This window comes from Parafrigoribacterium mesophilum (genome assembly GCF_039652555.1).
Classification (GTDB): Bacteria; Actinomycetota; Actinomycetes; order Actinomycetales; family Microbacteriaceae; genus Parafrigoribacterium; species Parafrigoribacterium mesophilum.
In genome coordinates this window covers 33,694-57,634 of the sequence record NZ_JBDJAF010000006.1, presented here as the reverse complement: position 1 = coordinate 57,634, position 23,941 = coordinate 33,694, and the positions used below count along the sequence as shown (strand labels likewise).

The following is a 23,941-nucleotide window of genomic DNA, read 5'->3' as shown; positions in this document are numbered from 1 at the left end:
CGCCTTCAGGAGTACCGCGTGCCAAACCCCCTCGCTGCCTCATCCCTCGCCGGAAAGCGAGCACTTGTCACCGGATCGTCTCGGGGGATCGGCGCCGACACGGCCGGCTACCTCGCCGGGGCCGGGGCGAAGGTCGTGGTGAACTACCGCAGCAAGGCGCCGCGCGCGGCCAAGGTGGTCGCCGGCATCCAGGCCGCCGGGGGAGAGGCGATCGCGATTCAGGCGGATCTCACCGACGCCGCGTCGGTGGCCGCCATGTTCGCCCAGGTGGACCAGGCGTGGGGTGGCCTGGACATTCTCGTGCTCAACGCCTCCGGCGGCATGGAATCCGGCATGGCGCCGGATTACGCGATGCAGCTGAACCGCGACGCGCAGGTGCGGGTGTTAACGGCGGCGTTGCCGCTGCTGCGCGCCGGCTCCCGGGTCGTGTTCGTCACCAGCCACCAGGCGCACTTCATCCGCAGCACACCGACGATGCCAGAGTACGAGGCCGTCGCGTTGAGCAAGCGGGCCGGTGAGGATGCCCTGCGCGAGTTCATCCCAGAACTTGAGGAGGCCGGAATCGACTTCGTCGTCGTCTCCGGCGACATGATCGAGGGCACCATCACGGCGACCCTGCTGGCGCGGGCCAACCCCGAGGCGATTGCCGCCAGGAAGGCCGAGGCGGGCCGGCTGTACAACGTCGGCGAGTTCGCGGCCGAGATCGCGTTGGCCGCGGTGCAGCCGCTGCCGAACGATCACACCAGGTACGTCGGCGACATCAGCGGGTTCGTCGCACAGTAGTGGCCCCTACCGCCGCCGACACGCTCGGCAGCAGCACCGCCGCCGCTCGCGCGTAGCCCAGCGCGGAGGGGTGGAAGTGGTCGGTGGAGAACATCAGTTTCGGCTTGTGCCAGAAGATGGGCCCGACGGTGTTCAACAGTGGAACCGGCCGACCGCCGGCGCGCAGCACCACGAGCATCTGGGCGATGGCCAGTCGACGGCTCATCCGGTGCAGGTAGTAGCGCACCGGCTGGATGGCCAGGCGCACCGTGCCCAGGTCGGGGCAGGTGGCCATGACGACCTTGCAGCCCAGTGACTTCAGATCCAGCGCGGCGCGGTACAGCTGGCGCGCGGAGGCGGCGATTCTGGCCCGGTGCAGCACGTCGTTGCCGCCGACGATGATGACGGCCAGGTCGGGCGGCTCGGGCATCGCGGTGACCCGTTCGAGCTGTTCGGGCAGATCCTTCGACTCGCTGCCGGCGATGGCGAAATTGGACAGTTCCACCGGGCGGGCCAGCATCGCCGCCAGGCTGCGGGCCAGCCGCGCACCCACCGTGTGGTCCGGGGAGCCGGCGCCGACGCCCACCGCCAGGGAATCGCCGAGCATCACCAGTCGGAGCGGCTCACCGTCGTGCTCGGCGCCGAAGACGCCGGAGTCGTGCGCCAGCTGGTCGGAGTCCTCCCTCAGCCAGCTGTCGCGGGCCCGGATCGCGCTCACGGCAACGCCGGCCGCCAAGGGTGCCGCGGCGCCGAGAGCGACCACACCGGCGCCCGCCAGCAGCTTGACGGTTTTCATCACGGTCACCTGAATCGCCACGAGACGTGCCTCTTGTCGCCCAATATAACCCCGGCAGCCGCACGAACCCCTGTGCCTGCCTCCGCACCTTCCGAAATGACGGAGACCGCAGATCTCGACCGGCTACCATAACGATCTGAAGGAGCACAATGACTACGACCACTCGCGCCAGGCCGGCGGCCCTTCATGTTGCCGACAGCCACGACATGATCCGCGTGCGCGGCGCGCGGGTGAACAACCTGAAGAACGTGGATCTGGAGATTCCCAAGCGCCGGCTGACGGTGTTCACCGGAGTCTCGGGCTCTGGCAAGAGTTCGCTGGTGTTCGGCACGATCGCCGCGGAATCGCAGCGGATGATCAACGAGACCTACAGCGCCTTCGTGCAGGGCTTCATGCCCACGCAGACGCGGCCGGAGGTCGACGTGCTCGAGGGACTGACCACGGCGATCATCGTGGACCAGGAACGGATGGGCGCGAACCCGCGTTCCACCGTCGGCACCGCCACCGATGCCAACGCCCTGCTGCGAATCGTCTTCAGCCGGCTCGGGCAGCCGCACATCGGATCGCCGCAGGCGTTCTCGTTCAACGTGGCCTCGATCAGCGGCGCCGGCGCGGTCAGCTTCGCTCGCAGCGGCCAGACCGTGAAAGAGCGGCGCGAATTCAGCATCACCGGCGGCATGTGCCCGCGCTGCGAGGGCATGGGCGCGGTCACAGACTTCAACCTGTCCGCCCTGTACGACGACAGCAAATCGCTCGCCGGCGGTGCGCTGACCATCCCCGGCTACAGCATGGACGGCTGGTACGGGCGCATCTTCGGCGGCAGCGGATTCTTCGACATGGACAAGCCGATCGGCCAGTTCACCAAGAAGGAATTGCACGATCTGCTCTATAAGGCGCCGACCAAGATCAAGGTGGAGGGGATCAACCTCACCTACGAGGGCCTGATCCCGAAGCTGCAGAAGACGATGCTGGCCAAGGACAAGGAGGCGATGCAGCCGCACATCCGGGCATTCGTGGACCGGGCGGTCACCTTCACCACCTGCCCGGAGTGCGGCGGCACCCGGCTGAACGAGGGCGCCCGCTCATCCAAGGTCGCCGGGATCAACATCGCCGACGCCTGCGCGATGCAGATCAGCGACCTGGCGCAGTGGGTACGCGACCGGCGCGAGCCGTCACTGGCGCCGCTGCTCACCTCGCTGGGGGAGACCCTCGACGCGTTTGTTGAGATCGGGCTCGGCTACCTCAGCCTCGACCGGCCGTCGGGCACCCTGTCCGGCGGTGAAGCGCAGCGCACCAAGATGATCCGGCACCTCGGTTCGTCCCTCACCGACGTCACCTACGGCTTCGACGAGCCGACGGTCGGGTTGCATCCGCACGACATCCAGCGGATGAACCAGCTGCTGCTGCAGTTGCGCGACAAGGGCAACACGGTGCTGGTGGTGGAGCACAAACCGGAGACCATCGAGATCGCCGACCACGTCGTCGATCTCGGTCCGGGCGCCGGCGCCGGAGGAGGCGAGGTGGTGTTCGAGGGCACGATCGACGAGCTCCGGGCCAGCGACACGCTCACCGGGCAGCACCTGGACGACCGGGCCCGGTTGAAGCCGTCGGTGCGGACGCCGTCCGGAGCGCTCCGGGTGCGCGGCGCCGACGCCAACAACCTGCAGGACGTGGATGTCGACATCCCGCTCGGCGTGCTCGTGGTGGTCACCGGAGTGGCCGGCTCCGGCAAGAGTTCGCTGATCAACGGCCCGTCCCGAGACGCCCCCGCCGGCGACGCCTCGACGCGCACCGTGGCAGGACGAGACGGGGTGGTCGTGGTCGACCAGGGCGCGATCCGCGGCTCCCGGCGCAGCAACCCGGCGACCTACACCGGGCTGCTGGACCCGATCCGCAAGGCGTTCGCGAAGGCCAACGGCGTGAAACCGGCGCTGTTCAGCGCCAACTCCGACGGCGCCTGCCCGAACTGCAACGGCGCCGGGGTGGTGTACACCGACCTGGGTGTGATGGCCGGCGTGTCCACCGTCTGCGAGGTCTGCGACGGGAAGCGGTTCGACGCCTCCGTGCTGGAATACCGGTTCGGCGGCCGCGACATCGCCGAGGTGCTCGGGATGTCCGTCAGCGAAGCTGAGCAATTTTTCGGTACGGGGGAGAGGCGCACGCCTGCGGCGCACGCGATCCTGGCGCGCCTCGCGGACGTCGGACTCGGCTACCTCACCATCGGCCAGCCCCTGACGACACTGTCCGGCGGCGAGCGACAACGGCTCAAGCTGGCCACCCGGATGGCCGAGAAGGGCCGGATCTACGTGCTCGACGAGCCGACCAGCGGGCTGCATCTGGCCGACGTCGAGCAGCTGCTGGGCCTGCTCGACCGGCTGGTGGACTCCGGCAAGTCGGTCATCGTGATCGAACACCATCAGGCGGTGATGGCGCACGCCGACTGGATCATCGACCTGGGGCCGGGAGCCGGCCACGACGGCGGCCGGATCGTCTTCGAGGGTACACCGGCCGACCTGGTGGCCGCGCGATCCACGCTGACCGGTCAGCACCTGGCGGCTTACGTGTCCGCGTGACGGACCCCAACGCCGACACCACGACGCGCCGACCGCTGGTAACCGGTGTCAGCAGCTCCTGTCGACGGTGCTGATAATAACGCGTGCTGATAATAACCCGCCGATAATGCACATTATGTCAGTAAGCGGACGCCGGTCAGCCCTGGCTCGGTCCCCCGAACTGTGCCGACTTTTGCCCGTTACCGCGATCCGGTCCGCTCGCGACGGGCGCGCATCGCCGGCATGTCCAGCATGCTCAGCCGCACGAACGAATCCTCCGCCGGCGCCGCGGCCGCCGGGCAATGCAGGATCGTGTCAGAGTCGGTGTGCTCGATCGCGTGATCGGTCATCTTCTCACCGCACACCGGGCACGGACCGGCCGGAATCCTCCGGTTGGCATCGAGCGGCCCGATCATGGCCGGCCCCAGGGCAGGCTTCAGTCGGCCGTTCATCCGTTCGAAGAACCGGGTGAATCGGCCGCTGTCCTGGTGCGCTATCCCTGCCATACCCCGAGTGTACGCGGGGTTTGACGAAATCGCCTGGATATGGTATGTGAATCTGTTCACCCGGTCGGATCGCCGCGTTCTCGCGCTGCGTCCGTTATGGACGGGCGGTCTATGGGCGCTGCATCTATGGGCGCTGCGTCGCCGCTACCCACTCGTCGAGCTTCGCCAGCGCGGCGCCGGAATCGACCGTCGCCGCGGCGACCGCCAGTTTGTTCCGGAACCGGGTGACGATGGATTCCAGTACCTGGGCCGGATCCAGCGCCAGGTCGTAGGCGACCAGTCCGGCCGCCGCGTTCAGCAGCACGATGTCCCGCACCGGGCCCGGCTCCCCCGCCAGCATGCGGCGCGCGATCGCGGCGTTGTACGGCGGGTCGCCGCCCTGCAGCGCCGAGATCTCGGCGTGCGGGATGCCGAGTTCCGCCGGGTTGAGATCGTGCTCGGTGACCGCTCCCCTGGACACCTCCCAAATGTGGCTGTGACCGGTGGTGGTCAACTCGTCCAGGCCGTCGTCGCCGCGGAACACCAGCGCCGTGGCGCCGCGGGTGCGGAACACGCCCACGAACAGCGGCACCTTGTCCAGTTGGGCCACGCCCAGGGCGGAGGCCTCCGGCCGGGCCGGATTGCACAGCGGCCCCAGGTAGTTGAACACGGTGGGGATGCCGAGCTCGCGCCGGGTGGGTGCGGCGTGCCCGAACCCGGGGTGGAACAACGACGCGTAGGCGAAGGTGATCCCGGTCTCGGCCAGCACCGCGGCGACACGCTGCGGGCTGAGCGTCAGATCCACGCCCAGGGCGGCCAGCACATCCGAGGATCCGGAGGCGGAACTGGCCGCCCGGTTTCCGTGTTTGATCACCGGGGTTCCGGCCGCCGCGGCGACGACGGAGGCCATGGTCGACACGTTCACCGTGCCGAACCGGTCTCCCCCGGTGCCCACGATGTCCAGCGCCATGGAATCCACACTCAGCGGCACGGCGTTCTCGAGCACGGCGTCGCGGAATCCGACGATTTCGTCGACCGTTTCGCCCTTGGAACGCAGCGCGACCAGGAATCCGGCAAGCTGAGCCGAAGTTGCTTCGCCCCGGATGATTTGACGCATCGACCAGGACGCCTCGCTGATCGACAGGTCGTTCCGCTGCAGCAGCGAGTCGAGAATTCCGGGCCAATTGGTCTCATGAGGCATACCAGCGATCTTATCGAGGCCGCGGAACTTGCCTTCGGCAAATGGGGAACCGCCGGCACGATATCGGCCATAATGGAAGACGTGACCAGCACCTCTCTCCCCCGCATCGCCGGGGCACCCCTCGTCAATCGACCGAGTACGGTAGCCGTCGGCACCATAGTCTGGCTGGGCAGCGAGGTGATGTTCTTCGCCGGCTTGTTCGCGATGTACTTCACGCTGCGCTCCACCTCCCCGGAACTGTGGTCGTCCCAAACGGTGAAGCTGGCGGTGCCGTACGCGCTGGCCAACACGGTGATCCTGGTGTTGTCCTCGGTGACCTGCCAGTTCGGTGTGTTCGCCGCCGAGCGGCTGCAGAAACGCGCAACCGGATGGAAGCCCACCCAGTGGGGCATGGTCGAGTGGATGTTCCTCACTTACGCTTTGGGTTCGGTGTTCGTGATCGGCCAGATTTTCGAGTACGCGCAACTGGTCAGCGAGCATGTCAGCCTCAGTTCGGATGCATACGGTTCGGCGTTCTACATCACCACCGGCTTCCACGCGCTGCACGTGACCGGCGGCCTGATCGCGTTCCTGTTGCTGATCAGCCGCGCCTTCAGCGTGAAGAACTTCACCCACAAAGAGGCGACAAGCGCCATTGTCGTCTCCTACTACTGGCACTTCGTCGACGTCGTCTGGATCGGGCTTTTCCTGGTCATCTACGTTCTCAAATAGAAACCGGAACACCACTTGCGTAAAAACACAGCATCCAAAGTGCGCCACGGCAAGTCCAGCAATCGCCGTTCGCCGCTGGCCACGGTCGCGCTTCTGACGATCGGCCTGATGGCCACCGGTGGCGCGTACGCGCTCTTCACGAGCACCGCATCCGCGGAAACCACCAGCGCTTCCCAGGCCACCGTGCAAGAGGGCCAAAAGCTCTTCGCCGCGAACTGCGCGACCTGCCACGGCCTCAGCGCCCAGGGCACGAAGGAGGGGCCGAGCCTGTACGGTGTCGGTGCCGCATCGGTGGACTTCCAGGTGGGCACCGGCCGGATGCCGCTGGCCATGCAGGGCCCGCAGGCCGAGCAGAAGCCGCCGCAGTTCACTCAGGAGCAGATCGACGCGATGGCGGCGTACGTCGCCTCGCTGGCGCCAGGGCCGGACGTGCCGGATGAGCAGTACCTGCAGGGCAACGGCAACGTCGCCAACGGTGCCGAACTGTTCCGCATCAACTGCGCCATGTGCCACAACGTCGCCGCAGCCGGCGGTGCGCTCACCCAAGGCAAGTTCGCCCCGGGGCTCGCAGGCGTCTCGGCCAAGCACGTCTACGAGGCCATGGTCACCGGCCCGCAGAACATGCCGGTATTCAACGACCTGAACCTGACGCCGCAGCAGAAGGCGGACATCATCAGCGCGCTGAAGTACAACCAAGAGAACGCCTCCCCCGGCGGTTTTGACCTCGGCAGCCTCGGCCCGGTCTCCGAAGGACTCTTCATCTGGATCTTCGGTCTGGGCGCCATCGTGGGCGTGACCATCTGGCTTTCCGCCAGGGCCAACTAGGCAATCCGACTTACCGCAGTAATCGAAGGGAAAAGAATGGCTCAGGACGACGAAGCAGATGTCGCCGCCACCGATTCGGCTGTTGAAGTCAGCACGTCTCCGGAACGCTCACCGGGCACGGCGGTCGTGGCATCCGATGCTTTCGTGAATCCCGGCCTGCCGCCGCGTCACCAGCGCGTCACGGATCTGGACCCCGAGAAGGAACGCACCGCGGCTCGTCGGGTGAGCGGATTCTTCGTACTGTCGATCATCGGCACGATCTTCGCCATCGCCGCCTACATCATCTTCCCGATCGAGCCCGGCGCCGCCAACGGCGAGTCGGTGCGACGGAACACGATGTTCCTGGGGATCGGCCTGTCGCTCGCGCTGCTCGGAATCGGCCTGGGCGCCGTGTACTGGGCCAAGACGCTGATGAGCAACGAGGAGATCCCGGAGAACCGGCATCACGGACACGGCGCGGCGGAGAACCGCGCCGCCGCCGTGGAGATCTTCCGGGTCAGCAACGAGGAGTCCGGATTCGGACGCCGCACCCTGATCCGCCGCACCCTGATCGGTGCGTTGGCCGTCAGCCCGCTGCCGGCGGTGGTGATGCTGCGCGATCTCGCGCCCGCCAACGCCGACCCGGTGAAGATGCTCTCCCACACGCTGTGGAAGGAAGGCACCCGGCTCACGCACGATCCGAGCGGCACGCCGATCAAGGCATCCGATGTCACCCTGGGTTCGGTGTTCCACGTGATCCCGGCCGGACTCGGTGACGCCGAGCACAAGCTGGAGGAAAAGGCGAAGGCTGCCGTGCTGCTCATGCGGCTCAAGCCGGAAGACCTGCACGAGCAGGAGGACCGCAAGGACTGGTCCTACCAGGGCATCGTCGCCTACTCCAAGATCTGCACGCACGTCGGATGCCCGGTGGCGCTGTACGAACAGCAGAGCCACCACCTGCTCTGCCCGTGCCACCAATCACAGTTCGACGTGACCAATCATTGCGAGGTAATTTTCGGGCCGGCGAAGCGCCCGCTTCCGCAATTGCCGATTACAGTGGATGCCGAAGGCTACCTCGTCGCGCAAAGCGACTTCCACGAACCCGTCGGACCGAGCTTCTGGGAGCGTTCATGACCGTCACCACCCGCCCCAAACCTGTCACCGCGAGCCGGGGCTCCCGCTTCACCGCTGCCACTGCCAACTACATCGACGAGCGCACCAGCATGTCCGGCCTGGTCCGCGAGCTGGGCCGGAAGATCTTCCCCGATCACTGGTCGTTCATGCTCGGCGAGGTGTCGCTGTACAGCTTCGTGGCGATCCTGCTGTCGGGGACGTTCCTGGTGTTCTTCTTCGACCCGTCGATGACGCAGGTGCAGTACGACGGAGCCTTCGTGCCGCTCAAGGGCATGGACATGTCCGCGGCGTACGCCTCGACTCTGAACATCTCCTTCGACATCCGTGGCGGCCTGCTGATGCGGCAGGTGCACCACTGGGCGGCGCTGCTGTTCGTGGCCGCGATCGGCCTGCACATGCTCCGCGTGTTCTTCAACGGCTCGTTCCGTAAGCCGCGCGAGCTGAACTGGCTGATCGGCTTCGTGCTGTTCATCCTGGCCATGGCCGAGGGTTTCACCGGATACTCGCTGCCGGACGACCTGCTCTCCGGAAACGGCCTGCGGATCATCGACGGCATGGTCAAGGGCATCCCGGTCATCGGCACCTGGATCTCGTTCCTGCTGTTCGGCGGTGAATTCCCCGGCGAGGTGATCATCCCGCGCCTGTTCGCGCTGCACATCCTGCTGCTGCCGGCCATTCTGGTGGCGGCGCTCGGCATCCACCTCATCCTGGTCGTGGTCAACAAACACACCCAGTACGCCGGGCCCGGCCGCACGAACGACAACGTGGTCGGCGACCCGATCCTGCCCGTGTTCGCGGGTAAGGCCGGCGGCTTCTTCTTCATCGTCTTCGGTGTGATCGTGCTGATCTCCTCGTTCTTCACGATCAACCCGATCTGGAACTACGGACCGTACGACCCCTCCCCCATTTCCGCCGGAACCCAGCCGGACTGGTACATCGGCTTCGCCGACGGGGCGCTGCGCCTGGTTCCGCCGGGACTCGAGTTCGTGCTCTGGGGACATACCTGGTCGTTCAACATCCTGATCCCGATGATCGTGCTCGGACTGTTCATCGTTCTCGTCATGCTCTACCCGTTCATCGAGGCCTGGATCACCGGCGACAAGCGTGAGCACCACGTCGCCGACCGGCCGCGCAACGCCCCGACCCGCACCGCGATCGGTGCCGCCGGCGTGACGTTCTACGCGGTGTTGTGGGCCGGCGCCGGATCCGACCTCATTTCCACCCACTTCGCGCTGTCGATCGAAGGGGTCACGCACACCCTGCAGGCCCTGATCTTCCTCGGCCCGATCTTCGCCTACCAGGTCACCAAGCGGGCCTGCATCGCCCTGCAGAAGAAGGATCGGGAGATCGCCCTGCATGGCTTCGAATCCGGACACATCGTGCGCCTGCCGGGCGGCGAGTTCATCGAGGTGCACGAGCAGCTCGACGACTTCGAACGGTGGAAGCTGGTCAGCTACCACGACTACAAGCCGTTGATGATTCGGCCGGATGCTCGCGGCCGGATCGGCGCCGGGCAGCGTTTCCGGGCCAGGATGTCGCGCTGGTTCTTCGAGGACCGGATCCAGCCGGTCACCCGCACCGAGGTGGAGCGGCTCAGCGACCACCACTAGTCCTCTCGCGCTCGAGCGATAGCATTCCGGACCAGACACCCCGCCGCGGGGGGCCGCCTGGTCCGGTTTGCTATCGGTGGCCGCGCTCCGGCCGCAGACCGGCCCCCATCAGCAGCTGCCGGAGGGCCGGCAGGCTCCGGGCGATTGCCCAGGGCCAGCGCACCATGCCGTAGTTAGTGGCCGCCCGGATCGCATCCTCGCGTTTCTTCTCAACCCAGACCACGTGCTCGGGTGAGGCGCCGTTGGTCATGCTGGTGCGGTGATACTTGCCGAATCCGTCGAACTCGCCGAACAATTTCTCGGCTTCCCAGCCGAAATCCACCTCCCAGTACCGCACCGGGCCGTTCGCCACCCGCACTTGCAGGTCGGGTTTCGGCAGGTGCAGCCGGTGGATCTGGAGCCGACTCAGGGATTCTCCCGGCGACCCGGATGCGCCGTCGGCGAAGTTCGCGACGAACAGCGCCTTGCGGCTCCCCCGCACCGGGCCCAGCGCGCGGATCGCATCCAGGATCGCCTCGCGCTCTAGAGGCGCATCGCGCTGACCGGCGACTGAGTCGCCGAACACCCGCTCCAGCGGCTCGGAGTTCCGGTTGCTGCTGCCCACGGGTGCCAGGGCCCGGTCGACGGTGGCCACCGCGGTGGCCGTGTATGCCGTCCGGGCGATGTCGCATACGGTTCGCAGCGGGTTCGTCATCACGAAGCCGCCCACCTCCATCAGCTCGTCCTGGCGAACACTCGTCACGTGACGGCTGACCGCCGGGCTCGATCGGTGCCCGCTGCCCGCGCCGACGACGAGGTGTACCGGGATCGGCCAGGTGCCGATCACGGGATAGCCGAGCAGCGCGGCCGCGGAGTAGTGCGAGTAGACCACGGCCGAGCGCCGAGTGCCCGCGACGGCGGCAATGCGCAGCAGGTACCGCTCATCGTCTTCGAGCGTGGACCACAGGGCGGCCTCCAGATAGACGCCGGGGATCACTCGCACTAAGTGGCCATGCTCCGCCGCGCGTCGCAGTACCCGATCGTTGCTGCCGGCCCAGACGAGCTCCCTCGCCAGTTCGAGCCGTGAGGCCAGTGGGATCAGAGTGTTCACCCGGCGAGGATGGCACCGCCTCGTTCACGGACACCCCGTCGCGGTGCGGCGCCGGGGAAACCCGGCGCGACGGGGTGCTGTGCAGGACAGGATGCGCGGCACCCTGCGCCCCGGTCGAGCGATACCCTTTCGGACGAGACCGCCCGCCGCGGCGGGTGGTCTCGTCCGGAAAGGTATCTGTGGCGGGGTGCCGGAGCGCGAGCCTACTCGGTGAAGTTCTTCTTGAGGAAGTCGGCCGTGGACCGGTAGTCCAGCCGCTCGTAGAACGAGGCGCCGCGACTGCTCGCCACGGTGAGTTGGCGCACGCCGCGCCGCCGGCAGGCGTCCTCGACCGCGGAGACCAGTTGACTGCCGATCCCCCGGTTTCTGGCCCGCTCGTCGACGACGAGTTCCTGCAGCTGCGCCGACTCGCCGTTGGTGTAGAGCAACCGCGCCACGGTGGTCAGCGCGTAGCCGACCAGCGCACCGGAGGCCTCTGAGGCGACGAGAAGCAGGTGTCGATCCGGATCCGCGATCGCCTCGGAGAACGCACGATCGAAGGCGGTGCGGTTGGGCTGGTAGTCCTCGCCCAACTGCTCGACGAGGGCGAATACTGCTGCAGCATCCGCTGCCGCCGCGGGCCTGAGCTCAGCGCCCTTAGCGGGCAAAGTTGCCCCGGTAGTACTCCAGCACCCAGCCGACCACGAAGATCATGGCGAGAGACGCACCGATGAAACACATCCACGCCCCCACGGCCAGTCCCAAGAAGAACAGACCGACGGCGAACGCGAGTGCGAGCGGCGACCAGCTCCAGGGGCTGTAGAACCCGAGGTCGGCCCCTTCATCGACGGTTGAGTCGGGAAGGTCCTCCACCAGTTCGCCACCCTGCGCCCGGTGCACGCGTCCGAGGTAGAACGCGATGAACGCGAACATCACCCCGAGGAGCGCCAGCGCGGGGGTTCCAACCCACTCCACGGAGCCGTGGAAGGGGTCGGCAAGGATCCACAACGTGTATCCGATGGCGGAGAGGAAGTAGAACGAACTCAAGACCCAGAACAGCTTGACGTTGGCGCCCATACTGCTACTTCACCTTCCCGTCGGCGATATCGAGTGTGGGTGCGTCGGGAGCGTCCCGGCCCGGCCCGACACCGATCGGCACGCCGGCCTCCGGGTGGTACAGGTCGAACGCCGGCGACTCGGAACGGATACGCGGGATCGAGGTGAAGTTATGCCGCGGCGGCGGGCAGGAGGTCGCCCACTCGAGCGAGCGTCCATAGCCCCAGGGGTCGTTCGAGGTGACCTTCGGCGCGTGACGGGCCGTGATGTACACGTTGAGCAGGAACGGGATCATCGAGATTCCGAGCAGCAGCGACCCGAATGTGGACAGCTGGTTCATCCAGGTGTAGTTGTCTTCCGGCTGGTACGTGGCGTACCGGCGCGGCATCCCCATCACGCCGAGCCAGTGCTGGATCAGGAACGTGGTGTGGAATCCGAGGAACAGCAACCAGAAGTGGATCTTCCCGAGCCGATCGTTGAGGATCTTGCCGGTCCACTTGGGCCACCAGAAGTAGAACCCGCTGAACATCGCGAACACCACCGTGCCGAACACGGTGTAGTGGAAGTGGGCGACGATGAAGTAGGTGTCCGAGACGTGGAAGTCCAGCGGCGGCGAGGCGATGATCACGCCGGTGAGACCACCGAACGTGAACGTGATCAGGAAGCCGATCGCCCAGAGCATCGGCGCCTCGAATGTGACAGACCCTCGCCACATCGTGCCGACCCAGTTGAAGATCTTCACCCCGGTCGGTACCGCGATCAGCATGCTCATGATCGAGAAGAACGGCAACAGCACGGAGCCGGTCACGTACATGTGGTGGGCCCACACGGTGACGGACAGCGCGGCGATCGCGATCGTGGCGAACACCAGGCTCTTGTAACCGAACACCGGTTTGCGGCTGAACACCGGGAACACCTCGGTGACGATGCCGAAGAACGGGATCGCGATGATGTACACCTCTGGATGCCCGAAGAACCAGAACAGGTGCTGCCAGAGCAGGGCTCCGCCGTTGGCCGGGTTGTAGATGTGCGCTCCGACCATGCGGTCGGCGCCCAGCCCGAACAGCGCGGCGGCCAGGGGCGGGAACACCATGATGACCAGGATGCCGGTGATCAGGACGTTCCAGGTGAAGATCGGCATCCGGAACATCGTAATTCCGGGGGCGCGCATGGTGATGATCGTGGTGATGAAGTTCACACCGCCGAGGATGGTGCCGAATCCGCTCATCGCCAGTCCGAAGACCCACAGGTCTCCGCCGAGCCCGGGTGAGAAGGTGGATGACGACAGTGGCGTGTAGGCGAACCAGCCGAAGTCGGCGGCGCCCTGCGGGGTGAGGAACCCGCCGACGGCGATCAGGCTGCCGAAGCTGTACAGCCAGTACGCGAACGCGTTGAGCCGTGGGAACGCGACGTCGGGCGCGCCAATCTGCAGCGGCATGATCACGTTGGCGAAGCCGGCGAACAACGGCGTCGCGAACATCAGCAGCATGATCGTTCCGTGCATCGTGAACAGCTGGTTGTACTGCTCCTTGGTCTGCAGAATCTGCAGCCCGGGCTCAAACAACTGCGTGCGCATGACCAGGGCCATGACGCCGCCGAGGCAGAAGTACACGAACGAGGTGATCAGGTAGAGATACCCGATCTTCTTGTGGTCGGTGGTGGTGAGCCAACTGACCAGGACGTTGCCCTTGGTCTGGACCCTCGATGCGCCGATGGTCCGGCTGGAACTGGTTCCCCCCGTGGTGGGGCGGGTCGTTGTCGTTGTCATTGCGGTGCCCTACTCGTTGCCTTCTGGCGCTTTGTTATTGGGCTGGTTCTGGTTTCGGTTGTACAGCTCGTCCAGAGATCCAGTCTGCCCCAGATCGGCCAGTTTGTTCATCTGCTGGTCGTATTCATCCTGGGAGACCACGTGCACCTCGAACAGCATCAGGGAGTGGTACTCACCGCACAGCTCGGCGCACTTGCCGCGGAAGACGCCCTCTTTCTCGGGCGTGAAGTACATGTAGTTGTCCTTGCCGGGGATGACGTCTTTCTTGTATAAGAAGTCGGGCACCCAGAAGGAGTGCACCACGTCGCGGCTGACTTCCTTGATCTCCACGGTCTTGTTCACCGGCAGGTACAGGATCGGGAGTTTGCTCTCATCGATGTACGGCGACTTCTCAAGTTCCTGCGCCTGGATGCCCAGCGAGTACACGCCCTTGTCGCCGGGTCCCTCGTTCAGGTAATTGAAGTCCCACGACCACTGCTTGGCGAACACCTCGACCGTGACATCCGGGTTGGCGGTCGGCTTCTCGATGTCGTACTGGTCGGATGCGGTGAAGGAGAAGAATCCGAAGATCAGGATCAGCGGAACAACCGTGTAGAGAATCTCGATGGGGAGGCTGTACCTCAACTGCACCGGGAGGCCGACCTGGCCCTTGCGGCGCCGGTAAACGATGGCCACCCAGATGATCATGCCCCAGACCACGAGGCCGACCACCAGGAGCACCATCCATGCGGTGCTCCACAGTCCGACGACGGAGTCGGTGTGGTTGGTGATGCCAGGTCCGCCCGGCATGTAGCCGCGCAATTGGGTCTGGGTACAACCAGCGAGGGCAATGGCAATCGTCACTGCTACCGGAATGGCAACCCATCGAAGACGGCGGTTCGAACGCACCTGAGACCTTTCGGATGACGATGACTGGCAGTTTCGGCAGTCGTATTGAGCGGTTCCCAGCCTACTCCAAACCACTCCCCGGCTCGGGCCGGAAAACGCCCGTCCGCGCCAAAGTCAGCCGCGGGCCGGCGGCGGATTCGGCGGCGGCGAACCTCAGCAGAACGAGTCGCCGCAGGCGCAGCTGCTGACCGCGTTGGGGTTGTCGATGGTGAAGCCCTGGCTTTCGATGGTGTCCTGGTAGTCGATCGTGGCGCCGTCCAGATAGGGGACGCTGGCCTGGTCGACGACCACTTCGACTCCGCCGAAGTCCACGATCGCGTCGCCGTCGAGCAGTCGCTCATCGAAATAGAGCTGGTAGTTCAGCCCGGAGCAGCCGCCCGGCTGCACGGCGACACGCAGTCTGAGGTCGTCGCGGTTCTCCAGCGCCGACAAGGATCGCACCTTGTCGCCGGCCGCCGGGGTGAGCGCCACACCGTGTGCGGGGGCAGGCTTGGTTTCGGTCAATGTCGTGTCGGACATGGTGACTCCTTCAGCGTGTCGGAATGTGTACCAGCATACGGGTCAACCCCGCTCATTGGCACGAGCCAGGAAGAGTGCTTCGGTGAGAATGGCGCGCCGGAACACGCCCAGATGCAGCGATTCGTTCGGGCTGTGCGCCCGCGTGTCGGGGTCTTCGACCCCGGTGACCAGAATCTGCGCCGACGGGAACACCTGCACCAGGTCGGCGATGAACGGGATCGAACCGCCGATGCCCGCTTCCACCGCGGCCGTCCCCCAGGCATCCGCCATCGCCTGGTGCACCTCGGCGACCGCCCAGCCGCTGGTGTCCACCTGGAACGGGTTGCCCAGGTCCACGTCCTCGATCTCGAGGTGCGCGCCGAACGGCGCGTGGCTGCGCAGGTGCCGTTCGAGGTGCTCGTAGGCATCGCTGGCGCTCTGGCCGGGGGCGATGCGGGCACTCAGCCGCACCGACACCACCGGCGACAGGGTGTTGGATGCGTTGGCGACGCTGGGCGCGTCGATGCCGGTGACGGTGATGGCCGGCTTCGACCAGATCCGGCTGAGGATGCTGCCGGTGCCGATCGGGGTGACCCCGTCCAGCAGGGCCGCCTCTTCCCGCAACCGGGACTCCGGATAGTCCGGGGTGTCGCTCTCACCGCCGGTGAGCCCAGCCACCGCGACCGAACCGTCGGGGTCGTGCAGGGTGGCCAGCAGTTGGATCATGGCGAGCATCGCATCCGGCACCGCTCCCCCGAACATGCCGGAGTGCGACGCGTGCGCCAGGGTGCTCACCGTGAGCTTGAAGGTGACATTGCCGCGGAGCCGCACGGTGAGCGCTGGCGTGTCCACGTCCCAGTTGTCCGAGTCGGCGACGACGATGACATCCGCCGCCAGGGTGTCCTTGTTGTCGATGAGGAAGTTTTTGAAGGAACGGGAGCCGAACTCCTCCTCCCCCTCGATGAAGAGCACCAGGCCGAGGTCGAAGTCCGCGCCGACGGTCTCGATCAGCGCACGGATGGCGGCGATGTGCGCGAGCACGCCGGCCTTGTCGTCGGAGGCGCCGCGTCCGTAGAGTCGATCACCGCGCACGGTGGGCTCGAACGGCGGCGACTGCCAATCCTCGTCCTTGCCCTGCGGTTGCACGTCGTGGTGCGCGTAGAGCAGCACCGTCGGCTTGCCGCCGCGCGGCGCCCGGCGCGCCAGCACGGCCGGTTGTCCCAGCGTGTCGCCGGTTCCGATGCGGGCCTCCTTGACCTCCACCGTATCGAACACGCCCAGCTGGGTGACCAGTTCGCTGACCGCGCGGGCACTGTCCGCCACGTGCTTCGGGTCGAACGCTGCCCAGGACACCGAAGGGATGCGGACCAGACGCGACAGGTCGGCGATGGCCGCAGGCATGCCCTCCTGCACGGCGTTGCTGAGGGACACGAGTAATTCCGGCCGGGTGGCCTGCGGTGAAGTCATACGGGTAATCTTAAGCGGACATCTAACGCAAGGAACCAACGTGGCGAAACCAGACAAGTCCGCGGCCGCCGTCGACTATGAGCTCAACACCGACAGTGCCAGCGTCGGGAAGGGCCACGCCACGCCCACCCGCAAGGAGCGGGAGGCGGCGAACCTGCGACCGCTGGTGAACAGCGACCGCAAGGCCGCGAGCAAGGCATCCAGGGCGAAAATGGCCGAGGCACGCGACCGCGCCAGAATCGGTATGGCCAACGGCGAAGAGAAGTATCTGGTCGCCAGGGACCGCGGGCCGCAGCGCAAATACATCCGCGATTTCATTGATGCGCGGTTCAGCGTCGGCGAGATCATGATCCCGATCATGTTCGTGGTGATCATCCTGACCTTCGTGCAAGACGACGTGTTCCAGGTGCTCGCGATCCTCGGACTGTGGCTGTTCTTCATCCTCGCGGTCATCGACTGCCTCATCGTCGGCTTCCGGATCAACCGCAAGCTCAGCGCCAAGTTCGGTGCCGACCAGTTGCAGCGCGGCAACCGCTGGTATGCGGCGATGCGCGCCTTGCAACTGCGGATGATGCGTCTGCCGAAGCCTCAGGTCAAGCGCGGGCAGTACCCGAACTGACCGATTCGCGCCGCAGGGCGCGCAGCCCGCGGTTGATCTGGTGCGCCCACAGCGGCCCCCGGTAAAGGAACGCGGTGTAGCCCTGCACCAGGGTGGCGCCCGCGCGCAACCGATCCGCGACATCCGCCGCGGTCTCCACGCCGCCGACCGAAATGACGCAGAGGTCGGCCGGCACGACACTGCGGATGATCTGCAGCACCTCCTTCGACCGGCGGGCCACCGGCGCGCCGGAGAGTCCTCCGGCGCCGGCGCGCTCCACCAGTTGAGGGTCGGAGACCAGACCCTCGCGGGAAATGGTGGTGTTGGTCGCGATGATCCCAGGCAGTCCCAGTTCCACCACGAGGTCGGCGATGCGGCGCACCGCGTCGTCGGACAGGTCGGGGGCGATCTTCACCAGCACCGGGGTGCCCGCCGCCGCGTCCCGCACGGCGGCCAGCAGCGGTGCCAGTTTGTCGAGCTCCTGCAGCCCACGCAGTCCCGGCGTGTTCGGCGACGACACGTTGACGACCAGGTAGTCCGCCTCCGGGGCGAGCAGCCTCGTGCTGGTGAGGTAGTCCGCCGTCGCATCCGCCACCGCCACGACGCGGGACTTGCCGATGTTGACGCCGATGACTGGGCGGATGCGGCGCTGCCGTTCGGCGCGCAGTCGCGGTTGCGCATCCGCCGCGCCGCGGTTGTTGAATCCCATCCGGTTGATCACGGCACGATCGGCGATCAGCCGGAACAACCGGGGGCGCGCGTTGCCGCTCTGGGCGAGGGCCGTGATGGTGCCGACCTCCACGTGGCCGAAGCCGAGCTGGCCCAGACCGCGGATGGCGCGGCCGTCTTTGTCGAAGCCGGCCGCAACGCCGAACGGCGACGGGAAGCTGAGGCCCAGCGTGTGCACGGCCAGTGACGGGTGCGGGCGGGTCAGACGGGACAGCAGCGCGCCGACGCCGATGCGCGGCAGCAGCCGGATGACAGCGAACGCCAGGTGGTGCGCGTTCTCCGGGTCCAGGCGGGAGAGGATGAGACGAAACAGGATGCGATACATGCCGTAGCCAGAGTAGCGGTCGGCCGACCGGGTCTTAGGACTGCGGTTGCCCTGGGACGGCATCCGGGGTGTGTTCGACGCGCAGCTGGTTGATGGCGCTCTCGAAGTCGTCGAGCGAACTGAACGCCTGGTACACGCTGGCGAACCGGAGGTAGGCCACCTCGTCGAGCTCGCGCAGCGGGGCAAGGATGGCCAGCCCGATGTCGTTGGCGTCCACCTGGGACGCGCCCGTGGCGCGGATCGACTCCTCCACCCGCTGCGCCAGGACGGCGAGGTCGATGTCGGTGACCGGCCGGCCCTGGCAGGCCTTGCGCACGCCGGTGACGATCTTTTCCCGGCTGAACGGCTGCACCACCCCGCTGCGCTTGACCACGTTGAGGGTGGCGGTTTCGGTGGTGCTGAATCGGCGGCCGCATTCCGGGCACTGCCGACGGCGACGGATCGACAGGCCGTCGTCGCTGGTGCGCGAGTCAACCACTCGGGAGTCCGGGTACCTGCAGAACGGGCAGAACATGGTGGCTCAAGCGTACGGCATCCGCCGCAGCGCGCTGCCCGCGCGGTTTCGGTCGGGCCGTTCCACTCAGCGCCGGTCGAACCGGGCGGTCACCGCGGCACCGTGGGCGGGTAGGTCCTCGGCGGTGGCCAGCGCCACGATCCGGGACTGCGCCTCGTGCAACGCGTCCCTGGTGTACCGCACCACCTGTTGCGGGCGCAGGAAGGTGTAGGCGCCCAGTCCGGACGCGAAACGCGCCTGCCCGCCGGTGGGCAGCACGTGGTTGGAGCCGGCCAGGTAGTCGCCGAGGCTGACTGGGGAGTTTTCGCCGAGGAAGATAGCGCCGGCACTGTCGACGTCGGCGAGCACGCTCTCGGCATCGGCGGTCTGGATCTCCAGGTGCTCCGGTCCGTACGCGTTGCTGAACGCCGCCGCCGTGGCGAGGTCGTCGACCAGCACGATGGCGGACTGCTGGCCGCTCAGCGCTGCGGCGACCCGGTCTCGATGGGCGGCGAGCGGGGCGAGGCGGTCGAATTCCGCGGTGACGGCATCCGCCAGCTCTGAGGAGTCGGTGACGAGCAGGGCCGCGGCCAACTCGTCGTGCTCCGCCTGGCTGATCAGGTCGCTGCCGACCAGGAAGGGATCGGCGGCCGCGTCGGCGATGACCATGATCTCGGTGGGCCCGGCCTCAGCGTCGATCCCGACGACGCTGCGGACGAAGCGTTTGGCGGCGGCGACGTAGACGTTGCCGGGGCCGGTGATCACCTGTACCGGGTCCAGCCCGATGGCCGGCACACCGTAGGCGAAAGCGCCGATCGCGCCCGCTCCCCCCATGGCATACACCTCGTCGACGCCGAGAAGCCCGGCCGCGCCGAGGATGGTGGGGTGCACGCTGCCGCCGAACTCGCGTTGCGGCGGGGACGCCAGTGCCACCGAGCGCACGCCGGCCACCTGCGCGGGCACCACGTTCATGACGACGCTGGAGGGGTACACGGCCTTCCCGCCGGGAACGTACAGGCCGACCCGCTTCACCGGGCTGTAGCGCTGCTCGACGATGGCGCCGTCGCCGAGCGTGGTCGTGGTGGCGGCCGGCAGCTGCGCCGTGCTGGCCTGGCGGACCCGGGAAATGGATTCCTCCAGCGCGGCTCTCACCTGCGGGTCGAGCCCGAGCACAGCGGCGGAGATCTGCTGTGCGGTCACCCGCACGCGCGGCGGCCGGATGTGGTCCAGTCGTTCGGCCTGGTCGAGCAGGGCGGCCTCGCCGCGCATCCGCACGTCGGCGATCAGCTCTTCGGCGACGGCCGTGGCGACCGAAACGTCCGTTCGGGCTCGCGGCACCAAGGCCAGCAATTCGGCTGTGGTGGTGGTGCGTCCGCGGAGGTCAATGCGCTGAATCATGGCGGGATAATCTTACCGGCGGCGGGCCGCGGCCGACGCGAGGTCAGCTGAGGCAGCGCGGCCCGAGCAGCGCCTTCAGCTCGCCGTACAGATCGGCGCTCACCGTCACCGGGAACGGGATCTCGAACATCCGGGCGCTGGCGCCCTTGAGCAGCTTCAGTCGGACCTCTGACTTGCCGGAATGCCGGATGAGCACGTCGTTGAGCGCGGTGACCACTTGAGTCGTCGCGCGTAACTCCGGAACCGAGATCACCAGCGGACCGGAGCCGAGGCTCTGCCCGGTGTCCGGGGTGAACATCGACACGGCGTGGAGGTTCACTCCGTCGTCGCGCACGCTCACCCTGCCGCGCACCACGACGATCGCATCGTTGGTCAGCGCCGGCGCGAACTCCTGGTAGGTCTTGCCGAGGAACAGCACCGTGATCTCGGCGCCGAAGTCCTCCACCTGCACCAGCCCGTACTGGTTGCCGGAGTTGCGGGCGGTGCGGTGCTGCACCGAGGTGATCAGCCCGGCGATGGTGACCGTCTCTCCGTCCTCGGCGCCCTCCCCCGAAAGCACGTCGGCGATCGTGGTGCTGGCGTGCTTGGCCAGTTGCGACTCCAGGCCGGCCAGCGGGTGGTCCGACACGTACAGGCCGAGCATCTCCCGCTCGAATGCGAGCTTGTCTCGTTTGGACCATTCCGGCCGATCCGGCACCTTCGCCGATTCCTCTTCGAAATCGAGGATGCCTTCGAACAGGTCCACCTGGCCGTTGGCCTCGTTGCGTTTGCGGCTGACGGCGACGTCGATCGCATCCTCGTGGATTTCGAGCATGGCGCGTCGGGTGGCTCCCAGGGAGTCGAACGCGCCGGCCTTGATCAGCGACTCCACGGTGCGCTTGTTGGCCACGTAGATCGGCACTTTTTTCAGGAAGTCGTGGAACGAGGTGAACCGGCCCTTCTCCTCGCGCGCCTGGCGGATGCCTTCGACCACGTGGGCGCCGACGTTGCGCACCGCCCCGAGCCCGAACCGCACGTCGCTGCCGACAGCGGTGAAGTTCACGCTGGACTCGTTGACATCCGGAGCGAGCACGCGGATGCCCATCCTGCGACACTCGCTGAGGTACAGCGCGAGTTTGTCCTTCGAGTCGCCGACGCTGGTGAGCAGCGCGGCCATGTAGTCGGCCGGGTAGTTGGCCTTCAGGTAGGCGGTCCAGTAGCTGAGCACGCCGTAGCCGGCGCTGTGGGCCTTGTTGAACGCGTAGCCGGCAAAGGGCATCAGGGTGTCCCAGAGCACCTTGGTGGCCTCGTCGCTGTAGCCGTTGGCCTTCGCGCCGGCCGAGTAGGCCGCGTACTGCTTGTCCAGCTCGGACTTCTTCTTCTTGCCCATCGCCCGGCGCAGAATGTCGGCCTGGCCGAGGGTGAAGCCGGCGATCTTCTGCGCGACGGCCATCACCTGCTCCTGGTAGACGATGAGGCCGTAGGTGCCGCCGAGGATGTCGCGCAGCGGCTCTTCCAGCTCCGGGTGGATCGCCTCGATCTCCTCGAGCCCGTTCTTGCGCAGCGCGTACTTGATGTGCGAGTTCATGCCCATCGGCCCGGGCCGGTACAGGGCGATCAGCGCCGAGATGTCCTCGAAGTTGGTGGGCTTCATCTGCTTGAGCAGGGCCCGCATGGCGCCGCCGTCGAGCTGGAAGACGCCGAGGGTGTCGCCGCGGGCCAGCAGGTCGTAGGTCTTTTGGTCGGCGTCGAGGTCGAGGTCCTCGATCGGCAGCGGGCTGCCGGTGTTCTGTTTGATCGACTGCAGCGCATCCTCGATCAGGGTGAGGTTGCGCAGGCCGAGGAAGTCCATCTTGATCAGGCCGAGCTTTTCCAGCGGCGGCTGGTCGAACTGCGTGATGATCGCGCCATCATCCTCGCGTTTCATGATCGGCAGCACATCGAGCAGCGGCTCGGCGGACATGATCACACCGGCCGCGTGCACGCCCCACTGCCGCTTCATGTTCTCGATGCCGCGCGCCGTCTCGAACACCTTGGTGGCATCGGCATCCGTTTCCAGCACGGCCCGGAAGTCGGCGCCCTCCTTGTACCGTTCGGCGTCGCGGTCGACGAGATCGTTGAGGGACACTTCGTGGCCGAGGATGGCGGGCGGCATCGCCTTGGTGAGCTTCTCGCCCACCGAGTAGGGCATCCCCAGCACCCGCGAGGAGTCCTTGAGCGCCTGCTTGGCCTTGATCGAGCCATAGGTGATGATCTGCGCGACCCGGTCGTAACCGTACTTGTCGGTGACGTAGCGGATCACCTCACCACGGCGCCGATCGTCGAAGTCGACGTCCACGTCGGGCATCGACACGCGCTCCGGGTTGAGGAACCGCTCGAAGATGAGTCCATGCTTGATCGGGTCGAGTTCGGTGATCCCCATGGCGTAGGAGGCCATCGAGCCGGCGGCGGAGCCACGGCCCGGTCCGACGCGGATGCCTTGGCTCTTGGCCCAGCCGACGTAGTCGGCGACCACCAGGAAGTACCCGGGGAAGCCCATCTGCTTGATCACGTCGACCTCGTACTGGGCCTGGGCGAGGTGTTTCTCGCTCGGGCCCTCGGGGAAGCGACGCTGCATCCCGCGGGCGACCTCTTTTTCGAACCAGCTGGCCTCGGTCTCGCCCTCGGGCACCGGGAAGCGCGGCATCAGGTCGCGGTGCTCGAACGCCACGTCGCAGCGCTCGGCGATGAGCAGCGTGTTGGTGACCGCCTCCGGATGCTCGGGGAACAGCTGGCGCATCTGGTCGGCGCTCTTGAGGTAGAACTCATCCGACTCGAAGTGGAACCGGTTCGGGTCGTCCAGCGTCGAGGCGGACTGCACGCACAACAGGGCCGCGTGCGCGGACGCGTCGTGCGCGTGGATGTAGTGCAGGTCGTTGGTGGCCACCAGCGGCAGGTTCAGGTCCTTCGCCAGTCGCAGCAGCTCGCCGATGACGCGGCGCTCCACGTCGATGCCGTGGTCCATGATTTCGCAGTAGAAGTTCTCGGCACCGAAGATGTCCCGGAACTCCGCCGCGGCCTTGCGTGCCTCGTCGTATTGGCCAAGGCGCAGCCGGGTCTGGATCTCGCCGCCGGCGCATCCGGTGGTCGCGATCACGCCTTCGGCGTACTTGCTGAGCAGTTCGCGGTCCATCCGCGGTTTGAAGTAGAAACCCTCGATCGACGCGAGCGAGGACATCGTGAACAGGTTGTGCATGCCGACGTTGTTCTCGGCGAGCAGGGTCATGTGGGTGTAGGCGCCGCTGCCGGACACGTCGTCCTGGCCGCCGTTGCCCCAGCGGATGCGGGTACGGTCGCCGCGCGCCGTGCCGGGGGTGATGTACGCCTCGGTGCCGATGATCGGTTTGACGCCGGCGGCGGTGGCGACGTGCCAGAAGTCGTAGGCGCCGAACATGTTGCCGTGGTCGGTCATCGCCAGAGCCGGCATGCCCTGCTCCACGGCGGCATCGACGAGGGGCTTCACCCGTGCGGCGCCGTCCAGCATGGAGTATTCGGAGTGCACGTGCAGGTGCACGAAGGAATCCTTGCTGGGTGCCACAACGTCTCCGACTGTTCGAGGGGTCCCATCAGTTTAAGTCA

General features: G+C 66.7%; 21 protein-coding genes. 7 read left to right on the top strand and 14 right to left on the bottom strand.

The window, feature by feature from the left end:
* The first annotated feature begins 18 nt into the window (after positions 1 to 18).
* Positions 19 to 783 carry an SDR family oxidoreductase gene (locus ABFX56_RS15045; protein WP_346234174.1) on the top strand — a complete coding sequence of 255 codons (765 nt, stop codon included), beginning with the start codon at positions 19 to 21 and terminating at the stop codon, positions 781 to 783.
* Here the strand turns inward: ABFX56_RS15045 and ABFX56_RS15040 are convergent.
* Positions 761 to 1,558: an SGNH/GDSL hydrolase family protein gene (locus ABFX56_RS15040; protein ID WP_346234173.1), complete on the bottom strand. Its 798-nt coding sequence runs from the start codon at positions 1,556 to 1,558 to the stop codon at positions 761 to 763. The two genes, ABFX56_RS15045 and ABFX56_RS15040, sit on opposite strands and share 23 nt — an antisense overlap.
* A 149-nt stretch (positions 1,559 to 1,707) precedes the next feature.
* Between ABFX56_RS15040 and ABFX56_RS15035 the strand changes: the two genes are divergently transcribed.
* Entirely contained in the window at positions 1,708 to 4,131 is a 2,424-nt protein-coding gene (locus ABFX56_RS15035; RefSeq protein ID WP_346234172.1) for an ATP-binding cassette domain-containing protein, read from the top strand.
* Positions 4,132 to 4,310: 179 nt separating this feature from the next.
* Here ABFX56_RS15035 and ABFX56_RS15030 read toward each other — a convergent pair whose 3' ends face one another.
* Complete coding sequence (locus tag ABFX56_RS15030) at positions 4,311 to 4,616, bottom strand: hypothetical protein (protein ID WP_346234171.1); 306 nt, start codon at positions 4,614 to 4,616, stop codon at positions 4,311 to 4,313.
* A 124-nt stretch (positions 4,617 to 4,740) separates the two neighbouring features.
* Positions 4,741 to 5,796, bottom strand: coding sequence for an anthranilate phosphoribosyltransferase (gene trpD / locus ABFX56_RS15025; RefSeq protein WP_346234170.1), 1,056 nt, complete (start codon positions 5,794 to 5,796; stop codon positions 4,741 to 4,743).
* Between the two features lie 72 nt (positions 5,797 to 5,868).
* On the opposite strand from trpD, the gene ctaE reads away from it, so the two are divergent.
* Genes ctaE through qcrB form a run of 4 tightly spaced genes read left to right on the top strand, consistent with a single transcriptional unit; the run spans position 5,869 to position 10,055 of the window.
* Positions 5,869 to 6,507 carry an aa3-type cytochrome oxidase subunit III gene (gene ctaE, locus ABFX56_RS15020; RefSeq protein WP_346234230.1) on the top strand — a complete coding sequence of 213 codons (639 nt, stop codon included), beginning with the start codon at positions 5,869 to 5,871 and terminating at the stop codon, positions 6,505 to 6,507.
* Positions 6,508 to 6,522: 15 nt separating this feature from the next.
* Positions 6,523 to 7,332, top strand: coding sequence for a cytochrome bc1 complex diheme cytochrome c subunit (qcrC, locus tag ABFX56_RS15015; RefSeq protein ID WP_346234169.1), 810 nt, complete (start codon positions 6,523 to 6,525; stop codon positions 7,330 to 7,332).
* A gap of 36 nt (positions 7,333 to 7,368) precedes the next feature.
* Entirely contained in the window at positions 7,369 to 8,445 is a 1,077-nt protein-coding gene (gene qcrA / locus ABFX56_RS15010) for a cytochrome bc1 complex Rieske iron-sulfur subunit (RefSeq protein ID WP_346234168.1), read from the top strand.
* Positions 8,442 to 10,055, top strand: a complete 1,614-nt coding sequence (qcrB, locus tag ABFX56_RS15005) for a cytochrome bc1 complex cytochrome b subunit (RefSeq protein ID WP_346234167.1) — start codon at positions 8,442 to 8,444, stop codon at positions 10,053 to 10,055. The genes qcrA and qcrB overlap by 4 nt, the downstream gene beginning before the upstream one ends.
* A 70-nt stretch (positions 10,056 to 10,125) precedes the next feature.
* Here qcrB and ABFX56_RS15000 read toward each other — a convergent pair whose 3' ends face one another.
* The 7 genes from ABFX56_RS15000 to ABFX56_RS14970 all read right to left on the bottom strand — a co-directional run bounded on the left by ABFX56_RS15000 (position 10,126) and on the right by ABFX56_RS14970 (position 16,801).
* Complete coding sequence (locus ABFX56_RS15000) at positions 10,126 to 11,145, bottom strand: hypothetical protein (protein WP_346234166.1); 1,020 nt, start codon at positions 11,143 to 11,145, stop codon at positions 10,126 to 10,128.
* A 203-nt stretch (positions 11,146 to 11,348) separates the two neighbouring features.
* Complete coding sequence (locus ABFX56_RS14995) at positions 11,349 to 11,792, bottom strand: GNAT family N-acetyltransferase (protein ID WP_346234165.1); 444 nt, start codon at positions 11,790 to 11,792, stop codon at positions 11,349 to 11,351.
* Complete coding sequence (gene ctaF, locus ABFX56_RS14990; protein ID WP_346234164.1) at positions 11,782 to 12,201, bottom strand: aa3-type cytochrome oxidase subunit IV; 420 nt, start codon at positions 12,199 to 12,201, stop codon at positions 11,782 to 11,784. The genes ABFX56_RS14995 and ctaF overlap by 11 nt, the downstream gene beginning before the upstream one ends.
* Positions 12,202 to 12,205: 4 nt before the next feature.
* Complete coding sequence (ctaD, locus tag ABFX56_RS14985; protein WP_346234163.1) at positions 12,206 to 13,948, bottom strand: aa3-type cytochrome oxidase subunit I; 1,743 nt, start codon at positions 13,946 to 13,948, stop codon at positions 12,206 to 12,208.
* Between the two features lie 9 nt (positions 13,949 to 13,957).
* Positions 13,958 to 14,836 carry an aa3-type cytochrome oxidase subunit II gene (ctaC, locus tag ABFX56_RS14980; RefSeq protein WP_346234162.1) on the bottom strand — a complete coding sequence of 293 codons (879 nt, stop codon included), beginning with the start codon at positions 14,834 to 14,836 and terminating at the stop codon, positions 13,958 to 13,960.
* 153 nt (positions 14,837 to 14,989) lie between these two features.
* Positions 14,990 to 15,355: a HesB/IscA family protein gene (locus ABFX56_RS14975; protein ID WP_346234161.1), complete on the bottom strand. Its 366-nt coding sequence runs from the start codon at positions 15,353 to 15,355 to the stop codon at positions 14,990 to 14,992.
* A 42-nt stretch (positions 15,356 to 15,397) separates the two neighbouring features.
* Positions 15,398 to 16,801, bottom strand: a complete 1,404-nt coding sequence (locus tag ABFX56_RS14970; RefSeq protein ID WP_346234160.1) for a dipeptidase — start codon at positions 16,799 to 16,801, stop codon at positions 15,398 to 15,400.
* A 40-nt stretch (positions 16,802 to 16,841) separates the two neighbouring features.
* Here ABFX56_RS14970 and ABFX56_RS14965 point away from each other — a divergent pair, with 40 nt between their 5' ends.
* Complete coding sequence (locus ABFX56_RS14965; RefSeq protein ID WP_346234159.1) at positions 16,842 to 17,420, top strand: DUF3043 domain-containing protein; 579 nt, start codon at positions 16,842 to 16,844, stop codon at positions 17,418 to 17,420.
* Here ABFX56_RS14965 and ABFX56_RS14960 read toward each other — a convergent pair.
* From ABFX56_RS14960 to dnaE, 4 genes are all read right to left on the bottom strand, one after another.
* Positions 17,395 to 18,453, bottom strand: coding sequence for a quinone-dependent dihydroorotate dehydrogenase (locus tag ABFX56_RS14960; RefSeq protein ID WP_346234229.1), 1,059 nt, complete (start codon positions 18,451 to 18,453; stop codon positions 17,395 to 17,397). The two genes, ABFX56_RS14965 and ABFX56_RS14960, sit on opposite strands and share 26 nt — an antisense overlap.
* Before the next feature lie 34 nt (positions 18,454 to 18,487).
* Positions 18,488 to 18,967: a transcriptional regulator NrdR gene (gene nrdR, locus ABFX56_RS14955; protein WP_346234158.1), complete on the bottom strand. Its 480-nt coding sequence runs from the start codon at positions 18,965 to 18,967 to the stop codon at positions 18,488 to 18,490.
* A gap of 66 nt (positions 18,968 to 19,033) precedes the next feature.
* Positions 19,034 to 20,344, bottom strand: a complete 1,311-nt coding sequence (gene hisD / locus ABFX56_RS14950; RefSeq protein WP_346234157.1) for a histidinol dehydrogenase — start codon at positions 20,342 to 20,344, stop codon at positions 19,034 to 19,036.
* A gap of 43 nt (positions 20,345 to 20,387) precedes the next feature.
* Positions 20,388 to 23,900 carry a DNA polymerase III subunit alpha gene (gene dnaE / locus ABFX56_RS14945; RefSeq protein ID WP_346234156.1) on the bottom strand — a complete coding sequence of 1,171 codons (3,513 nt, stop codon included), beginning with the start codon at positions 23,898 to 23,900 and terminating at the stop codon, positions 20,388 to 20,390.
* Positions 23,901 to 23,941: the final 41 nt, after the last annotated feature.

Bases quoted from the DNA above. Each gene is read 5' to 3' on its own strand.
- ctaD (WP_346234163.1), bottom strand. From the start codon at position 13,948: ATGACAACGACAACGACCCGCCCCACCACGGGGGGAACCAGTTCCAGC.
- ABFX56_RS15030 (WP_346234171.1), bottom strand. From the start codon at position 4,616: ATGGCAGGGATAGCGCACCAGGACAGCGGCCGATTCACCCGGTTCTTC.
- ABFX56_RS14970 (WP_346234160.1), bottom strand. From the start codon at position 16,801: ATGACTTCACCGCAGGCCACCCGGCCGGAATTACTCGTGTCCCTCAGC.
- ABFX56_RS14960 (WP_346234229.1), bottom strand. From the start codon at position 18,453: ATGTATCGCATCCTGTTTCGTCTCATCCTCTCCCGCCTGGACCCGGAG.
- ABFX56_RS14975 (WP_346234161.1), bottom strand. From the start codon at position 15,355: ATGTCCGACACGACATTGACCGAAACCAAGCCTGCCCCCGCACACGGT.
- ctaF (WP_346234164.1), bottom strand. From the start codon at position 12,201: ATGGGCGCCAACGTCAAGCTGTTCTGGGTCTTGAGTTCGTTCTACTTC.
- trpD (WP_346234170.1), bottom strand. From the start codon at position 5,796: ATGCCTCATGAGACCAATTGGCCCGGAATTCTCGACTCGCTGCTGCAG.
- qcrA (WP_346234168.1), top strand. From the start codon at position 7,369: ATGGCTCAGGACGACGAAGCAGATGTCGCCGCCACCGATTCGGCTGTT.
- qcrB (WP_346234167.1), top strand. From the start codon at position 8,442: ATGACCGTCACCACCCGCCCCAAACCTGTCACCGCGAGCCGGGGCTCC.
- ctaE (WP_346234230.1), top strand. From the start codon at position 5,869: ATGGAAGACGTGACCAGCACCTCTCTCCCCCGCATCGCCGGGGCACCC.
- hisD (WP_346234157.1), bottom strand. From the start codon at position 20,344: ATGATTCAGCGCATTGACCTCCGCGGACGCACCACCACCACAGCCGAA.
- ABFX56_RS15040 (WP_346234173.1), bottom strand. From the start codon at position 1,558: ATGAAAACCGTCAAGCTGCTGGCGGGCGCCGGTGTGGTCGCTCTCGGC.
- ABFX56_RS15035 (WP_346234172.1), top strand. From the start codon at position 1,708: ATGACTACGACCACTCGCGCCAGGCCGGCGGCCCTTCATGTTGCCGAC.
- nrdR (WP_346234158.1), bottom strand. From the start codon at position 18,967: ATGTTCTGCCCGTTCTGCAGGTACCCGGACTCCCGAGTGGTTGACTCG.